A 15,932-nucleotide genomic window follows, 5' to 3' on the forward strand; every position below is an offset into this window, starting at 1 on the left:
ATTTCGTCGTGCCCCACAGATCCGCGACGCCCCCACGCCGCCTAGCCTGGGCCTCGTGCTCATGCCAGTGACGACGAAGCCCCGGGCCAGCCTCGGCCGGGTGATCGAAGACCTCGGCAACACGCTGCTGGAGGTGGTAAGCGGCGCGGTCGACGACGACACCGAGATCGAGACGGTCGTCATCCACGACGTCCTCGACGATGCGATGCCGATGCGCGGCGCCCTGGTCCTCGGCGTGGGGCTGAGCGACCCGGAGGAGATCGCCGAGCTGCTGCGCACCCTCGCGGATCAGCACGCGACCGCCCTGGTGCTGCGGGCGCCGGTGCGCGCCGAGCAGCCTGTCCGCGAGGCCTCCGCGACCACCGGCATCCCCGTGCTGTCGCTCACACGCGGCGCATCCTGGGCGCAGTTGGCCGCGATGCTGCGTTCGCTGATCGCCGAGGGCGACGTCGGCGATCAGGGCGCGACGACGCTCGGCGGCATGCCGTCGGGCGACCTGTTCGCGCTGGCCAATGCGATCGCGACCCTGCTGAACGCCCCCGTCACCATCGAGGACCGCAACTCGAGGGTGGTCGCCTTCTCCGGCCGGCAGCATGAAGCCGACCCCGCGCGCATCGAGACCGTGCTCGGACGCCAGGTGCCGGAGCGCTTCGCACGGCAGCTCGAAGAGCGCGGCGTCTTCCAGGAGCTGTACCGCAGCGAGGATCCGATCGACGTCGTCCCGGTGCACAACGCTGAGGGGCTTCCGTCGTTCCCCCGCGTCGCCCTGGCGGTGCGGGCCGGCGACGAGATCCTCGGATCGATCTGGGCCGCGGTCCAGGAGCCGCTCTCACCCGATCGCGTGCAGGCCCTGAAGGACTCCGCAGGCCTGGTGGCCCTGCACATGCTGCGCCTGCGAGCGGGCGCCGATGTCGAACGCCGCCTGCGGGCCGACCTGCTCGCCACGATCCTCGAGGGAGGACCGGGGGCCGCCGACGCCACGGCCCGATTGCGTCTCAGCGACCATCGCTGCGTCGTGCTCGCCCTGTCGGCCGCCGAGGAGATCGGCGACGAGCCATCGGCAGGAGCACGCGGCGTGGCCGAACGGCAGCGGATCGCCGATGCCTTCGCCGTGCATCTCGGCGCCGTCTACCTCCGCTCGGCGGTCGCCGTGATCGGCAACGTCGCGTACGCGGTCGTCGGCATCCGTCCGGAACAGGGCGAAGGCGACGCGGGGGCGGAGCACAGCGATGCGGACAGCCGAGCCGCACGCGTGGCTCTCGACTTCCTCGGCCGGCTCGGCGCCTCAGGCGACATCCGGATCGGGGTCGGCACGGTGGCGGACGACGCCTCGAGCATCCCTGCGTCCCGCGCCAATGCCGACCGCGCCCTCCGCGTGGTCCGCCAGGCACCGGCACGCGAGCCGGTCGCCCGCTTCACGGCCGTGCAGATGGAGGCGCTGCTGGTCGAACTCGGCGACCTCGTCCGCGCGCGGGGCGATCAGCCGACGGGACCCGTCGCACAGCTTCTGGCGCAGGACCGGGAGCGTGGCACGCACCTCGTCGAGACGCTGCGGGCGTGGCTCGACGCGTTCGGCGACGTGGCGGTGGCCGCCGCACGCGTGTACACGCACCCGAACACGTTCCGCTACCGGCTGCGCCGACTGTCGGAGATCAGCGGACTCGATCTGACCGATCCCGAAGCCCGGTTCTCCGCCATGGTCCAGCTGCGCCTGCTCGTCCCCAGAGAGGGAGACGCGTAGACGAGAGACAGCGCCTGCCCCGTCCCTCCCGGGGGACGGGGCCGGCTGAGGCTCGTGGCCCGTCGCCGTCGACACCCGACGTGGGCTGCTCGTGGCCGTCCTGCCGAGTGCGCGTGATGCCCGCTCATGACCGGCATCCTGCGTATCTGACACACATCTCAACACACACCGGTCATTCAGACCATAGAGTGAGTTCCGACTGATCGATCCGATCAATCGCGACGTGGCGCAGAAGGTGATGGTGATCGATATGGCCAACCTCGACGAGACCGACCGGAGGATCCTCGGTGTGCTCGACACCGACCCGCGTCGCCCGGTCGCGCTGATCGCCCAGGACCTCGGCCTCGCCCGAGGCACCGTGCACTCCCGGCTCGACCGGCTCGAATCGGGCGGCTACCTGCGCGCGCACAGCTCCCGCATCCTCCCCAGGCGCTCGGCCGAGGCGTCGCGGCCTCGATCCTCGTCGAGCTCGACCAGCACCAGATCACCGCGGCGATCGACGCCCTGAGCCGCATCCCCGAGGTTCTGGAGTGCTTCGCACCCGCGGGAGACACCGACCTGCTGCTCCGCGTCGTCGCGAAAGACCCCGACGACCTCTACCGGGTGGCCGAGGTCGTGCGCCTGTGCCCCGGGATCCTCCGCACCTCCACGAGTCTCTTCCTCCGGGAGGTCATCCCCTATCGGGTCAGCGCCCTCCTGCAGGCGGAGTGATCCGCAGCGGCGGCGAACGGGTCTCAGCCGATGATGCGCGCCCCGGGAACGGGACCGTGCACGTGCAGCGGATCGAGCCCTGTTTCGCGGAGGGCGGACTGCACGTGCTGTGCGGTCTCCGGATCGGGGCAGAGCAGCGCCACCGTGGGCCCCGAGCCTGACACGATGCCCTGCAGAGCGCCGGCGAGGACGCCCTGCCGGATGGTCTCGGCGAGATCGGGCCGCTCGTACAGCGCGGCCGCCTGCAGGTCGTTGAAAAGCGTGTCGGCGAGCTGCACGGGGTCGCCCGACCTCAGCGCCTGGAGCACCGGGATCGGCACGTCGAGCGACAGCGGCGGGTCGTCGGCGAGCGCCCCTCCTCGTCGCGCAGCAGGTCCAGACGCTCGTACACCACGGGTGTCGACAGCCCCTGCTCGCTGGGCACCAGGATCCAGTCGAAGCGTCCCCGCGCCAAAGCCGGGTTGAGCTGATCGCCCCGCCCCGTGCCGACCGCGGTCCCGCCGTGCAGGGCGAAGGGCACATCCGCGCCGAGACGTGCGGCGAGGTCGTGCAGCCGTGCCGCCGACAGGCCGGTGCCCCACAGCGCGTCGCAGGCGACGAGCGCGGCCGCCGCATCCGCAGACCCCCGCCCATGCCCCCGGCGACCGGGACGCTCTTTCGGATCTCGAGCGCGACGCCCCCGGGGTGCTCCACCGCGGCGGCGAGCAGCTTGGCGGCCCGCATCGCCAGGTTGCGGTCGTCGAGCGGAACCTCGCCCATGTCCTCGTATCCGGAGACCGTGAGAGAGAAGTCGTCGGAGGGACGCGCGATCACGTCTTCGTAGAGCGAGACAGCCTGGAACACGGTCGCCAGCGCATGGTAGCCGTCCTCATGCCGCCCGCCGACCCCGAGGAAGACGTTGATCTTCCCCGGCGCGCGTACGTGCACGGATTCGGTGGACGCGGCCTGACTCATGATCCGGTCACAGCTCCGAGGACTTCGCCCACAGGTTCACGTCGATCGCTCCGGAGAGCTCGTCGATCCTGGCCAGTTCCTCGGCGGCGAACGCCGGACCGTTCACCGCGGCGATGTTCTCGTCGAGCTGCTCGGGTCGCGAGGCGCCGATCAGCGCGGAGGCGACGACCGGGCTGCGCAACGTCCACTGCAGCGCGAGCTGTGCCAGCGACTGGCCGCGCCCCTGTGCGACCTCGTTCAGCGCGCGCAGCGACTCGACGGCCTCATCTGTGAGCTTGCCGTCCGGCAGAGAGCCGCGCTTCTGCGCACGCTCCGCCGTGCCGTCACCGAGATACTTGTCGGTGAGGAGACCCTGCGCCAGCGGCGTGAAGGCGATGGCGCCGAGGCCCGACTGCTCGAGGGTGTCGGTCAGCCCGTCCTCGATCCAGCGGTTGAGGATCGAGTACGCCGGCTGGTGGATGACCAGCGGCGTGCCGAGCTCCTTAGCGACGGCGACGGCCTCGGCGGTGCGCTCGGCGCTGTACGAGGAGATGCCGACGTAGAGGGCCTTGCCCTGGCGGACGAGCGTGTCGAGCGCGCCCACCGTCTCGGCGATCGGGGTCACGGGGTCGACGCGGTGCGAGTAGAAGATGTCGACGTAGTCGAGGCCCATGCGGCTGAGCGACTGCTCGGCGCTCGCGAGGATGTACTTGCGGCTCGCGAAGTCGCCGTACGGCCCTGGCCACATGTCCCAGCCGGCCTTCGACGAGATGATCAACTCGTCGCGGTACGGACGCAGGTCCTCGGCGAAGATGCGTCCGAAGTTCTTCTCGGCAGACCCGTAGGGCGGGCCGTAGTTGTTCGCGAGGTCGAAGTGGGTGATGCCGCGGTCGAAGGCGTGCCGCAGCAGCGCGCGCTGGTTGTCGAGCGGGATGTTGTCGCCGAAGTTCCACCACAACCCGAGCGAGATCGGGGGCAGGTACAGACCGGAGGTGCCGACCTGGCGGTAGGCGAACTGCTGGTAGCGGCTCTCGTCCGCGGCATACGGACGGTGCAGCTCGGGGACATCGGGGCGGAAGCGCGAGGACTCGGTCACCGTGCCAGATTAGCCCCTGACGTCGACCTCATCGATCGCGGTTGCGTGCTGCGCGATGCGCTGGTAGTCGTCGACCGTGAGGTCTTCGCCGCGAGCGGTGGGAGCGACCCCCGCGGCGATCAACACCTCGGATGCCGCGGCGGAGCTGCCGAAGATCCCGGACAGCGCCTGGCGCAGCATCTTGCGGCGCTGGTTGAACGCGGCGTCGACGATCCGGAACGTGCGACGCCGCTCGTCCTCCGGGCCGCGCTCCCCCTCCGACCGGTCGAAGCCGACGAGAAGGCTGTCGACGTTCGGCACCGGCCAGAACACCTGGCGCGACACGGTGCCCGACAACTTCCACTCGCCGTACCAGGCGGCCTTCACGCTGGGCGAGCCGTAGATCTTCGAGCCCGGCTTCGCGGCCAGCCGTTCGGCGACCTCGGCCTGGACCATCACGACGCCGCGCTGCAGGTACGCGAAATTCTCGAGGAAGTGCAGCAGGACCGGCACCGAGACGTTGTACGGCAGGTTGGCGACGAGGACCGTGGGCTCACCCGGCAGCTCGGTGATGCGCAGGGCATCGGCGTCGACGACCGTGAGCCGGTCGGCCTCGACCCCGTGCTCTGCGGCGGTCTGCGCCAGGCGCGCGGCGAGGCGGTGGTCGATCTCGACCGCGGTGACGGAGGCGCCGGTCTCGAGGATCGCGAGCGTCAGGGAACCGAGCCCCGGGCCGACCTCGACCACGCGTTCGTGCGGGCGGACATCGGCTGCCTGGACGATCTTGCGGACCGTGTTCGCATCGGTCACGAAGTTCTGGCCGAGCTTCTTCGTCGGGGTGACGTCGAGCTCGGCGGCGAGGCGGCGGATCTCGGAGGCGCCGAGCAGGGTGACGGTCATCCGTCCATTCTCCCCTACTCTCCCGGTGTCCCCGTGACTCAGTGACTCAGTGACTCAGTAACTCAGTGACTCAGTAACTCAGTGACTCAGTGACTCAGTGACTCAGTGACCTTCTCTGGTGCCCTCCCTCGGTGAACTCGTCGCCCCCGCCGCATGGGCCGCAATTCAGCAACCTTCTCTGGTGCCCTCCCTCTGTGAACTCGTCGCCCCCGCCGCATGGGCCGCGATTCAGTAGCCTTCTCTGGTGCCCTCCCTCGGTGAACTGATCGCGCCCCGCCGCATGGGCCGCGATTTCCGCTGGCTCCTCGCGTCGTCGTGGACCAGCAACATCGGCGACGGCGTCGCCCTCGCAGCGGCTCCCCTGCTGATCGCATCGATGACGTCCTCGCCGATCCTGGTCGCGGCAGGCGCGATCCTGCAGTTCCTCCCGTGGCTGCTGTTCGGGCTGCACGCCGGCGCGATCGCCGACCGCTTCGACCGCCGACGCCTCGTCATGGCCGCGAACGCCGCGCGCGCCGTCGTGCTCGCCGCGCTGTGCGTGTTCCTCGTCACCGGCGTCGCGAACATCTGGATCGTCCTCGCCGTCGCCTTCCTCTACGGCACGGCCGAGGTGTTCGTCGACACGGCAGGGAGCACGCTGCTGCCGATGCTCGTGAAGCCCGCCGATCTCGGCACCGGCAACGCGCGCCTGCAAGCCGGATACCTGGTCGCGAACCAGTTCGCCGGCCCTCCGCTCGGCGCCTTCCTGTTCGCCGCTGGCACGGCATGGCCGTTCCTGCTCGAGGTCGTGTGCGTGAGCCTCGCCGTGGTGCTGATCTCACGCATGGCGAAGACTCCGGTGCCCCCGCGGGAGACCGACACCCACCCGCCCGTGCACACCGACATCGCCGAGGGCCTGCGGTGGCTGTGGCGCAACCCACCGGTGCGGATGCTGGTGCTCATCATCCTGGTCTTCAACGTCACGTGGGCGGCGCCGTGGGGCGTGCTCGTCCTCTACGCCACCGAGCATCTGCACATGGGCGCGGTCGGCTACGGCGCGCTGACGACGGCGTCCGCAGCCGGCGGCATCCTCGCCACGCTCAGCTTCGGCTGGCTCGAGCGGCACGTCTCCTTCGCGACGCTCATGCGCATCGTCCTGTCGCTCGAGGTGCTCATGCACCTGTCGTTCGCGCTCACCACGACGGGGTGGGTCGCCCTCATCATCATGTTCGTCTTCGGCGCATACGCGTTCGTGTGGGGCACGATCTCCACGACCGTCCGACAGCGCCTGGTCCCCGCCGAGCTGCAGGGCCGCGTCGCCTCGGTGAACATGGTCGGCGTGTTCGGCGGCATGGTGATCGGCCAGGCGCTGGGCGGAGTGATCGCTCAGCTGTGGGGACTCACGGCCCCGTGGTGGTTCGCGTTCGGCGGCGCCGCGATCACCCTGCTGCTGGTGTGGAAGCCCATCTCGCAGATCGTGAGCGCGAAGCCGGTCGCCGAGACCGGGCCCGAAGACGTGGATCCCGAGCGTCAGTCGGCGAACGAGCCGTAGACGCGCAGGGTGTTGTCGGCCAGCTGGGCGCAGAGCTCGTCGACGTCGATGCCGAGCTCTGCCGCCATGAAGCGCACGGTGATCGGCACGAGGTACGGCGCGTTCGGGCGGCCCCGCAGCGGTACCGGAGTGAGGAAGGGGGCGTCCGTCTCGACGAGGATGCGGTCGAGCGGGGTGACCTTCAGCGCGTCCCGCAGGTTCTGCGCGTTCTTGAACGTCACGTTGCCGGCGAACGACAGGTGGTAGCCCGCGTCCGCGCAGATCCGGGCCATCGCGTCATCGCCCGAGAAGCAGTGGAACACGGTGCGGTCGGGAGCGCCGACACGGGTCAGGGTCTCGAGCACCGCATCGTGCGCATCGCGATCATGGATCTGCATCGCGATGCCGTGCTTCTTCGCGAGCGCGATGTGGGCCTCGAACGATTCGAACTGCGGCGCCCGGCGCTCGGGCTCGGTGCGGAAGAAGTCGAGCCCGGTCTCGCCGATCGCCCGGGTGCGGGGGTGCGCCGCGAGCTCGTCGATCACGGCGATCGCCTCGTCCAGGCCCACCCCGCCGACCCGGCCCTGCTCCGCATAGGTCGGAGCGTCGTTGGGGTGGATCGCGACGGCGGCGAGCACGCGCGGATCGGATGCCGCGGCCTCGACCGCCCACCGCGACGACTCGATGTCTCCCGATGCCTGCACGACGCCGGCGATGCCGACGGCCGCCGCCCGGTCGAGCTGCTCCGTCAGCGACAACGGTTCATCGCCGTCGACGATCTCGAGGTGCGCGTGGTTGTCGTACACCGGAACCGTCAACGGCTCGGGGGCCGCCGGATACTTCAGATCCTTGCGCCCGTCGCCATCGCGGCGCTGTACGTACGTGCCCGACATCGTTCAGGCCGTGGACTCCACGCGGGGGAACAGCGGCGCGAGGCCGTTGACGCTGGTGCCGGGGCGCAGCACGCCCCAGGTTCCGGCCTCACGGATCGGCTGATCCTGCAGACGCCCGAGGGTCTCGGCGGCGCCGAGTGCGATCCACAGCATCTCGGTCGACTGCGGCATCACCGGCGAGAGCAGCACAGCGAGAGCGCGCAGCCCCTCGGCGCAGGTGTACAGCACGGTGCCGAGCCGTGCGCGCTGGTCCTCGTCGCGGGCCAGAGCCCACGGCTCGTTCTCGGTGATGTAGCCGTTGAGCGCGTCGACGATCGTCCAGATCGCCGAGATCGCCTCGTCGATGCGGAACTGCGCGACCGCAGCATCCGCGTTCGCCGCGGCATCCGCCACGATCTTCTGGATCGCGAGGTCGTTCTCGGCGTACTCCGCCGCAGGCGGCACGATGCCTTCGAAGTACTTCTCGATCATCGCCGTGGTGCGCGACGCCAGATTGCCGAAACCGTTCGCGAGCTCGGCCTGGTAGCGCGCCGACAGGTCTTCCCACGAGAACGAGCCGTCCTGCCCGAAGGCGATCGCGGAGAGGAAGTAGAAGCGGTACGCGTCGGAGCCGAAGACGTCGGTGATCTCGGTCGGCGCGATGCCGGTGAGCTTCGACTTCGACATCTTCTCGCCGCCGACCAGCAGCCAGCCGTGCGCGAAGACGCCCTTGGGCACCTCGAGGCCGGCAGCCATCAACAGCGCGGGCCAGATCACCGCGTGGAAGCGCAGGATGTCTTTGCCGACCACGTGGTACGCGGGCCACCGGCGCGCGAACGTCTCTTCGTCGGAGCCGTATCCGACCGCCGTGGCGTAGTTCAGCAGGGCATCGACCCACACGTAGATGACGTGCGACTCGTCCCACGGCAGCGGGATGCCCCAGTCGAAGGTCGAACGCGAGATCGACAGGTCCTTCAGGCCCTGACTCACGAACGACATGACCTCGTTACGCGCCGAGTCGGGGCGCACGAAGTCGGGCTGGGTCTTGTAGAGCTCGAGCAGAGGCTCCTGGAACTCGCTGAGCTTGAAGAAGTAGTTCTTCTCCTGCAGCAGCTCCAGCGGCTTCGAGTGGATGGCGCAGACCTTCAACCCCTCGAACGGACCGGTGCCGTCGACGATCTCCGACTCGGGCTTGAACTCCTCGCAGCCCACACAGTAGAGCGCCTCGTACTCGCCCGCATAGATGTAGCCGCGGTCGTACAGGCGCTGGAAGAACGTCTGCACGTTCGTCTCGTGGCGCTCCTGGGTGGTGCGGATGAAGTCGTCGTTCGCGACGTCGAGCGTCGTCAGCAGCGGGAACCAGCTCTCGCTGACCAGCTTGTCGACCCACTCCTGCGGGGTGACGCCGTTCGCCGCCGCCGCACGCAGCATCTTCTGACCGTGCTCGTCGGTGCCCGTGAGCATCCAGGTGTCATCCCCCGCCTGGCGGTGCCACCGTGCGAGCGTGTCGACGGCCACCGTCGTGTACCCGTGGCCGATGTGAGGCACGTCGGACGGGTAGTAGATGGGCGTGGTGATGTAGAAGGATTCGCCTGCGGGCATGGGGACAATTCTAGGTGCCCCCATGCCCGTGGTTACGCCGTCACAGCCCGTTGCGCCGGGCGACCTCCCCGAGCCAGGCGAGCGAGGGCTTGGGTGTCCGCGCGAACGTCTCGTGGTCGAAGCCGATCAGACCGAAGGTCGGCGCGAAGCCGCTGGCCCATTCGTAGTTGTCGAGCGCGCTCCAGTGCTGGTATGCCCGCACGTCGATGCCGTCCGCGATCGCACGGTGCAGGCCCTCGAGCGCCCCCTGGGTGTAGGCGATGCGCCGGGTGTCGTCGGCGGTGGCGATGCCGTTCTCGGTGACGAGCACCGGCACCCCGCCGCTGCGCTCCCACGCGCTGCGCACCCCGAGTTCGAGCGCTTCGGGGAAGAACTCCCAACCGGTCAGGGTGGTCTCGACGTCGGTCGACACCGGAAGCGGCCCCTCCGGACCGATGAAGGTGCGGGTGTACGCCTGCACCCCCACGAAGTCGTCTCCGGCCGACTGCTCCAGATACCAGTGGTCGCGCGGATCGCCGTACGCCGCGAGCATCTCGTCGGCCCCCGGCTCCCCCGTGGAGTGGAAGGCCTGGGTCGCGATCGTCCACCCCGCCTGGACGCCGGGGACGGTGTGCAGGATCTCCGTTGCCCGGTGGTGGGCCGCCAGCAGCGTGTCGGCGACGCCGAGGTCGGGGTTGGGCAGGCCGTAGGCCACGAGGTTGGCGGCGTCCTCCCCTCCTGCCAGCATGGCGGCGATGTTCGGCTCGTTGATCGTGCACACGTAGCGCACGCCATCGAGGATCGGCAGCACCGTCTCGACGTAACGCGAGAACAGATCCACCGCGTCGTCGGCACGCCAGAAACCGTCTCTCTGGAACCACTGCGGCACCGTGAAGTGCATGAGGGTGACCGTCGGGTCGAGGCCGTTCTCCCGCGCCGTGTCGATCATGCGACGGTAGTGGTCGAGCATCGCCAGCGACACGAAGCCGCGCTCCGGTTCGATCCGCGCCCACTCCACCGAGAACCGATAGGAGTTCAGTCCGGCCTCGGCGAGCAGCCGCATGTCCTCCGGGTACCGGTGGAAGTGATCGGCGGCGTCTCCCGAGGGCTCGACCATGGGCGAGTCCGGTGCGTGTTCCATCGCCCACCAGTTGCTCGTGGTGTTGTTGCCCTCCACCTGGTGGGCAGCGGTCGCGGCGCCCCAGAGGAAGCCGTCGGGGAATGCGAGCACGGATGCGCTCCTCTCTCTTACTTGCAGGTCTCTCGTCGCGGTCTAGCGCGCGCGTGCGGGGTTGGGCACGGCGTCGAGCAGCTCGACCGTGTACGGATCTTCGGGGTGCTGCAGGACCTGCGAGGTCTCGCCGCGCTCGACGACGCGGCCGCGGTTGAGCACGAGGATGTTCTCGGTCACGAGGCGCGCGCTCAGCAGGTCATGCGTGATGTAGAGCATGCTGATGCCCCACCTCTCGCGCAGGTCTTCGAGCAGGGCGAGCACGCCGGCGCGGAGCGAGACGTCGAGCATCGACACCGGCTCGTCGGCGATCAGCACCTGGGGGTCGCTGGCGAGCGCGCGGGCGATCACCACGCGCTGGCGCTGCCCGCCGGAGAGCTGATGCGGCAGCTTGGCCGCGAACTGCTCGACGGGAGTGAGACCCACGGTCTCCAGGAGTTCGAGCACTCGCGCTCTGGCCTCGGCGCCGCGGAGTCGCGTGTAGTTCACGACCGGACGTGTCAGCGCGTACTCCACGGTGTGCAGGGGGTTCAGCGCCGCATAGGGGTCCTGGAACACCATCTGCACGTCCTTGCGCAGATCGCGCAGCCCCCGCCGCTTGAGGGTGGCGACATCGGTGCCACCGAAGCGGATGCTGCCCGAGGTCGGCTTCTCGACGCCCGTGAGCATCTTCGCGATGGTCGACTTGCCCGACCCCGAGGCGCCGACCAGCGCGAGCGCCTCTCCCGGCTCGAGCCGGAACGACACGTCGTCGACCGCCGTCACGGCGTCCTGACCGCGTCGCGGTGCCGGGTAGCGCTTCGACACCCCGTCCACGACGATCGCGGCATCCGCCCGACGGGCATCGCGCGGCGACACGGTCGGCACGGTCTCGGTGACGTCCGCCCTCGAGCGCCCTTCGCGACGCCGCGTGCCCAGGTCGACGAACCCGGGGATGGAGAGCGTCTTCGCCCGCGGGTCCGCATAGTGGCTCAGCAGCATGCGCGTGTACTCGTCCTGCGGGCGTTCGAGGATGTCCCGGCTCGGGGCGTCCTCCACGATGCGACCTTCGTGCATGACCATCACACGGTCGGTGGCCTCGAGCACGATGCCGAGGTCGTGGCTGATGAGGATGGCCGTGAAGCGCTCCGACCTCTGCAGCTCCTTGATCGTGTCCATGACGGCGTGCTGCACCAGCACGTCGAGCGCCGTTGTCGGCTCGTCGAACACCATGAGCTGAGGTTCGAGTGAGAGCGCGAGCGCGATCGAGGCGCGCTGTCGCATGCCGCCGGAGAGCTCGCCGGGGAAGCGCGCGAGCACCTCGGGCGCGAGCCCCACCTTGCCGACGAGTTCGCGAGCACGAGCCTCGCGTTGCTCGCGCGGCACGTGGCCGTGCGCGGCGAAGATGTCGCGGAAATGGTTGCCCACCGTCCGGACGGGGTTGAGGGCGTTCATGCCCGACTGCAGCACCATGGCGAAGCCGCCCTGGCGTTGGCGGCGCAGCTCCTCGGCGTCGAGCTCCCGGATGTCGCGCCCGTCGAACAGGATGCGTCCTCCGCTGATGCGCGCCGGAGGCTTCTGCAGCCGCGTGAGCGCGAAGCCGAGCGTGGACTTGCCCGATCCCGACTCCCCGACGAGTCCGACGAACTCCCCGCGGCGCAGACGGAACGACACGTCGTGCACCGCCTGCACCGGATCCTGTCCCGGCGACGCGTATTCGATCGACAGTCCCTGGACGTCGAGCAGGATCTCGTCGTGCTCCATGGCGCTCATCGCCCCTTCCCTTCTCGCAGGCGCGGATTGGATATGCCGTCGACGCCGAAGTTGATCAGTGTCAGGCTCAGCGCCAGCAGGGCGATGCAGAGACCGGGGGCGAACAGCAGCAGCCACTGCCCGGTGAGCAGCGAGTTGGAGTTCTGCGCCCAGTAGAGCATCGTGCCCCAGCTGACGATGCTGGAGTCGCCGAGGCCGAGGAACTCGAGGCCCGCCTCCGCGAGGATGGCGGCCGTCGCCGCACCGAACAGCGTCCCGGCGATGATCGAGGTCATGTTCGGGAGGATCTCGCGGAACACGATGCGGGTGCGGCTGTCGCCCGAGAACTGGGCCGAGGTGACGAAGTCGTTGCCGCGCAGCGACTGCGTCTGACTGCGGAGCACGCGCGCTCCCCACGCCCATCCGGTCACGACGATCACCGCGATGATCATCAGGATGCCGCCGTTCTGCAGATAGGCGGCGATCACGATCATGAGCGGCAGCCCGGGGATCACGAGGAAGAGGTTGACGATGAATCCGATGACCTCGCCCGCGAAGCCGCGCATGTACCCCCAGCTGAGACCGATGAGCACCGCCACGATCGTGGAGAGGATGCCGGCGGCGAACCCGACGAGGAGGCTGACCTGCGCGCCGTAGATGAGCTGGCTGAGCACGTCCTCCCCCGCGGCCGTCGTCCCGAGCCAGTGCGCCCAGGAGGCGTCGGCGTTGCGCTCGAAGCCGTTCTCCTTCGGGTCGTACGGCGCCAGCAGCGGTGCGAACACGGCCACGAGCACGAAGAAGCCGAGGATGCACAGGCCGAGCCTGGCCTTGCCGTTCGACCAGAGGGTGCTCACCATCCGCCCGAAGGCGCGCCACGGACTGGGCGCCGCGATGCGGTCGGCGGGGATCTTGACGTTCATGGTGGAGGTCATCGGCGTGTCCTTGGGTCCAGCACCCCATACAGGATGTCCACGAGGAAGTTGGCGATGAGCACGCTCACGGTGATCATCAGGAAGAGCGCCTGCATGAGCGGGTAGTCCTGCCCGATCACGGCGTTGAAGAGGAGGTATCCGATGCCCGGGTATCCGAACACCTGCTCGACGAGGATGGACCCGCCGACGACACCGCCGAGGGTGAGCCCGAAGCCGGTGAGGTTCGGCAGGATCGCATTGCGCGCGGCGTAGCGGAGGGCGATCGTGCGGCCGTGCAGGCCGTTCGCCTCACCGAAGGTGATGTAGTCCTCGCCGAGGGTGTTGATCATGGCGTTGCGCATGCCGATGATCCACCCGCCGAGCGAGGTGAGCAGGATCGTCAGCGCCGGCAGGAACGCGTGGCTCAGGAGGTCTCCGAGGAAGTCCCACGTGAATCCGGGCGTCGTCGTGGCGGAGTAGGCGCCGGTGGTCGGGAACCAGTGCAGCACGTAGCCGAAGAAGAACAGCAGCAGCAGTGCCGTCCAGAAGTAGGGGAACGTGCTCAGGAACGAGCCGGTCAGCGTGGGGAGCGTGTCGAGCCAGGTGCCTCGGCGCCAGGCGGCCGCGACCCCGATCAGCGTCCCGATCACGAACGCGAGGACCGTGACGATGCCGACGAGCCCGATCGTGTACGGCAGCGCGGTGGAGACCATGCTCGACACGCTCTGCGGGTAGAAGGTGTACGAGACCCCGAAGTCGAGCCGCACGACCTGGCCGAGGTAGGCGATGTACTGGTCCCACAGCGACCCCGTCGGCACGCCCAGCTGCGCCTCGATGGCGGCGCGCGTGGCATCCGACACCGGACCGTTCTGGGAGAGCTTGGCGATCGCGGCGTCGGCCGGCGACCCCGGCATCATGCGCGGGAGGAAGAAGTTCAGGGTGACCGCCGCCCACAGGGTGAGCACGAACAGGCCGAACTTCTGGAGCACGTACTTCACTTGTCGTCCTCCTTCACTCGCTCGAGCCGCGTGAAGATGCCCAGCGGCGCGGAGTCGTAGTTCTGCGGGATCATGTACGGGTCGTCCTCACTCGGCCATCCGGTGAACTTGGCGTCGTTGAACAGCCCCCAGATGCCGCCGTAGTAGAGGCCGATCACGGGGAGTTCGTCGTAGACGATGCCCTGCAGCTCCTGCACGATCTCGGCCTGGCGAGCCGTGTCGACGGTCTCGCGGTATTCGGCGAGCAGCGCGTCGGCCTCGTCCGAGCGGTAGCGCTCGAAGTTGTTGGCTGTCGCCTCCCCCGACGGCACGTAGAACTCACTGGAGAGCAGGTTGTTGTACGCCTGGTAGACGTCGCCGTTGCCCATGCCGCCGATCGCCATCTCGAAGTCGCCGTTGCTGATCGCGCTCTGGTATCCGGCCGGCTGAGGGAGCTTGAGCGTGACCTTCACCCCGACCTCGGCGAGCTGACTGCGCACGGTCTGCGCCGCGCGCGTCCAGTCGGTGAAGCCGTTGGCGGTCGTGAGAGCGAACTCGAACTGCTCGCCCTGCGCGTCCACGAGACGGTCGCCGTCGAGCGTGTATCCCGCGTCGGCGAAGGCCGCGAGCGCGGCATCCTCATCCTGCGTGATCATGCCGCCGTCGGGGATGCTCGGGTCGAGGTACTGCTCCTGATTAGGGAGGATGAGTCCGGTCTGCCCTGCCGGCTTCATGTACCCCTCGGAGGCGGTCTCGGCGATCTCCTCGCGGTCGAGCGAGAGAGCGATGCCGCGTCGCACGTTCACGTCGTCGAACGGGGCCACCTCGAGGTTCGGCATCAGCGCGATCACGCCGCCCGGCGGGAACCACCACGAGTTGTGCGGACTCGCCGCGCCCCAGGTGCCCTCGACGTCGGAGATGAACGCATACGCCCAGTCGTAGCCGCGGCTCACGGTGTCGAGCTGCGAGTTCGTGGCGGGCAGGACGATGTGCTCGATCTCGATCGAATCGGCCTGCCAGTAGTCGGGGTTCTTGTCCATCGAATACTGCTGGTCGTTGTAGTTTCCGAGCACGAAGGGTCCGGTGCCGACCGGGTTCTCGTTGCGGAAGGTGCCGGGGTCCTTGACATCGGACCAGAGGTGCTCCGGCACGATCATGGTCTGGCCGAGGATCGACAGCGAAGGGGCGTCCTCCGTCTTGAGGTGCAGGATGACGTCGTCGCCGTCGGTCTCGACGCTGTCGAGGTGCTGCCACGCGCCCTTGATGTCGAGCGAGGGGTTGTCCTTGAGCAGCTGGAACGTGAAGGCCACGTCGTCCGGGGTGAGGTCTTCGCCGTCGCTCCACTGCACGCCGTCTCGAATCGTCATCTCGATCGTGCGGGCGTCGGGCTGCGACCATTCCGACGCGAGCCACGGGTTCTGCGCACCGTCGAGCGGGTTGATCAGGATCAACGGCTCGTAGATCCACCGCGACGCGGTGCGGGTGTTGGTCAGGTACGGGTTGAAGTTCTTCGTGAAGAACGGGTTGCCGTGGTCCGCGTTGATCAGCATCGTGTCGTCGCCGATCGAGGGATCGGGTTGCGACGTGATCTGGATGCTGCAGCCGGTCAGCGCGATCGCCGCAGCCGTGAGACCCACGACCGCTGCCCGGCGCCACCGTCGGAACGTACGCCCTCTCGGCGCTCTGCCACCTGACATCTGCCACCTCATGTCGTCTCTGTCATGAACGACGGTCTACGCCGCCTCCGCGAGTGTAAGCG

The 15,932-nt window shown here is 68.9% G+C and carries 11 protein-coding genes and 2 pseudogenes; 3 read left to right on the plus strand and 10 right to left on the minus strand.

Annotated features, from left to right (window positions below; genetic code table 11):
• Positions 1 to 61 precede the first annotated feature (61 nt).
• Both K1X59_RS13815 and K1X59_RS13820 read left to right on the plus strand, forming a co-directional pair.
• Positions 62 to 1,741, plus strand: coding sequence for a helix-turn-helix domain-containing protein (locus K1X59_RS13815; RefSeq protein WP_258567226.1), 1,680 nt, complete (start codon positions 62 to 64; stop codon positions 1,739 to 1,741).
• 250 nt (positions 1,742 to 1,991) lie between these two features.
• Positions 1,992 to 2,452 (plus strand): annotated as a pseudogene (locus tag K1X59_RS13820) (Lrp/AsnC family transcriptional regulator).
• A gap of 23 nt (positions 2,453 to 2,475) precedes the next feature.
• Here K1X59_RS13820 and K1X59_RS13825 read toward each other — a convergent pair.
• The 3 genes and pseudogenes from K1X59_RS13825 to rsmA form a co-directional block, all read right to left on the minus strand.
• Positions 2,476 to 3,406, minus strand: a pseudogene (locus K1X59_RS13825) (4-(cytidine 5'-diphospho)-2-C-methyl-D-erythritol kinase).
• A 7-nt stretch (positions 3,407 to 3,413) separates the two neighbouring features.
• Positions 3,414 to 4,481, minus strand: coding sequence for an L-glyceraldehyde 3-phosphate reductase (gene mgrA / locus K1X59_RS13830; protein ID WP_183150508.1), 1,068 nt, complete (start codon positions 4,479 to 4,481; stop codon positions 3,414 to 3,416).
• A 9-nt stretch (positions 4,482 to 4,490) separates the two neighbouring features.
• On the minus strand, positions 4,491 to 5,360 hold the full coding sequence (gene rsmA / locus K1X59_RS13835) for a 16S rRNA (adenine(1518)-N(6)/adenine(1519)-N(6))-dimethyltransferase RsmA (protein WP_183150509.1): 870 nt from the start codon (positions 5,358 to 5,360) through the stop codon (positions 4,491 to 4,493).
• Positions 5,361 to 5,604: 244 nt separating this feature from the next.
• Between rsmA and K1X59_RS13840 the strand changes: the two genes are divergently transcribed.
• Positions 5,605 to 6,891: an MFS transporter gene (locus tag K1X59_RS13840; protein ID WP_258566850.1), complete on the plus strand. Its 1,287-nt coding sequence runs from the start codon at positions 5,605 to 5,607 to the stop codon at positions 6,889 to 6,891.
• On the opposite strand, the gene K1X59_RS13845 is transcribed toward K1X59_RS13840, so the two are convergent.
• The 7 genes from K1X59_RS13845 to K1X59_RS13875 are packed head-to-tail and all read right to left on the minus strand — an operon-like array spanning position 6,870 to position 15,810.
• Positions 6,870 to 7,763 (minus strand): TatD family hydrolase, encoded by an 894-nt coding sequence (locus tag K1X59_RS13845; protein WP_220173504.1) that lies wholly within the window; start codon positions 7,761 to 7,763, stop codon positions 6,870 to 6,872. The two genes, K1X59_RS13840 and K1X59_RS13845, sit on opposite strands and share 22 nt — an antisense overlap.
• 3 nt (positions 7,764 to 7,766) lie before the next feature.
• Positions 7,767 to 9,344 carry a methionine--tRNA ligase gene (metG, locus tag K1X59_RS13850; RefSeq protein WP_220173505.1) on the minus strand — a complete coding sequence of 526 codons (1,578 nt, stop codon included), beginning with the start codon at positions 9,342 to 9,344 and terminating at the stop codon, positions 7,767 to 7,769.
• Between the two features lie 40 nt (positions 9,345 to 9,384).
• On the minus strand, positions 9,385 to 10,554 hold the full coding sequence (locus K1X59_RS13855; protein WP_183150511.1) for a glycoside hydrolase family 1 protein: 1,170 nt from the start codon (positions 10,552 to 10,554) through the stop codon (positions 9,385 to 9,387).
• Positions 10,555 to 10,596: 42 nt separating this feature from the next.
• Positions 10,597 to 12,297 (minus strand): ABC transporter ATP-binding protein, encoded by a 1,701-nt coding sequence (locus K1X59_RS13860; protein ID WP_183152845.1) that lies wholly within the window; start codon positions 12,295 to 12,297, stop codon positions 10,597 to 10,599.
• 5 nt (positions 12,298 to 12,302) lie between these two features.
• Positions 12,303 to 13,217 (minus strand): ABC transporter permease, encoded by a 915-nt coding sequence (locus K1X59_RS13865; RefSeq protein WP_183150512.1) that lies wholly within the window; start codon positions 13,215 to 13,217, stop codon positions 12,303 to 12,305.
• Positions 13,214 to 14,194: an ABC transporter permease gene (locus K1X59_RS13870; RefSeq protein ID WP_183150513.1), complete on the minus strand. Its 981-nt coding sequence runs from the start codon at positions 14,192 to 14,194 to the stop codon at positions 13,214 to 13,216. Before K1X59_RS13870 ends, K1X59_RS13865 begins: the two co-directional genes overlap by 4 nt.
• Positions 14,191 to 15,810, minus strand: a complete 1,620-nt coding sequence (locus K1X59_RS13875) for an ABC transporter substrate-binding protein (RefSeq protein ID WP_244632029.1) — start codon at positions 15,808 to 15,810, stop codon at positions 14,191 to 14,193. Before K1X59_RS13875 ends, K1X59_RS13870 begins: the two co-directional genes overlap by 4 nt.
• Between the last annotated feature and the right edge of the window lie 122 nt (positions 15,811 to 15,932).

Source organism: Microbacterium sp. Se5.02b, from assembly GCF_019464375.1.
In the GTDB taxonomy this organism is placed as follows: domain Bacteria; phylum Actinomycetota; class Actinomycetes; order Actinomycetales; family Microbacteriaceae; genus Microbacterium.

Coding starts and splice junctions, on each gene's coding strand:
- K1X59_RS13815 (WP_258567226.1), top strand. CDS start 62: ATGCCAGTGACGACGAAGCCCCGGGCCAGCCTCGGCCGGGTGATCGAA.
- rsmA (WP_183150509.1), bottom strand. CDS start 5,360: ATGACCGTCACCCTGCTCGGCGCCTCCGAGATCCGCCGCCTCGCCGCC.
- K1X59_RS13845 (WP_220173504.1), bottom strand. CDS start 7,763: ATGTCGGGCACGTACGTACAGCGCCGCGATGGCGACGGGCGCAAGGAT.
- metG (WP_220173505.1), bottom strand. CDS start 9,344: ATGCCCGCAGGCGAATCCTTCTACATCACCACGCCCATCTACTACCCG.
- K1X59_RS13860 (WP_183152845.1), bottom strand. CDS start 12,297: ATGGAGCACGACGAGATCCTGCTCGACGTCCAGGGACTGTCGATCGAA.
- K1X59_RS13865 (WP_183150512.1), bottom strand. CDS start 13,217: ATGACCTCCACCATGAACGTCAAGATCCCCGCCGACCGCATCGCGGCG.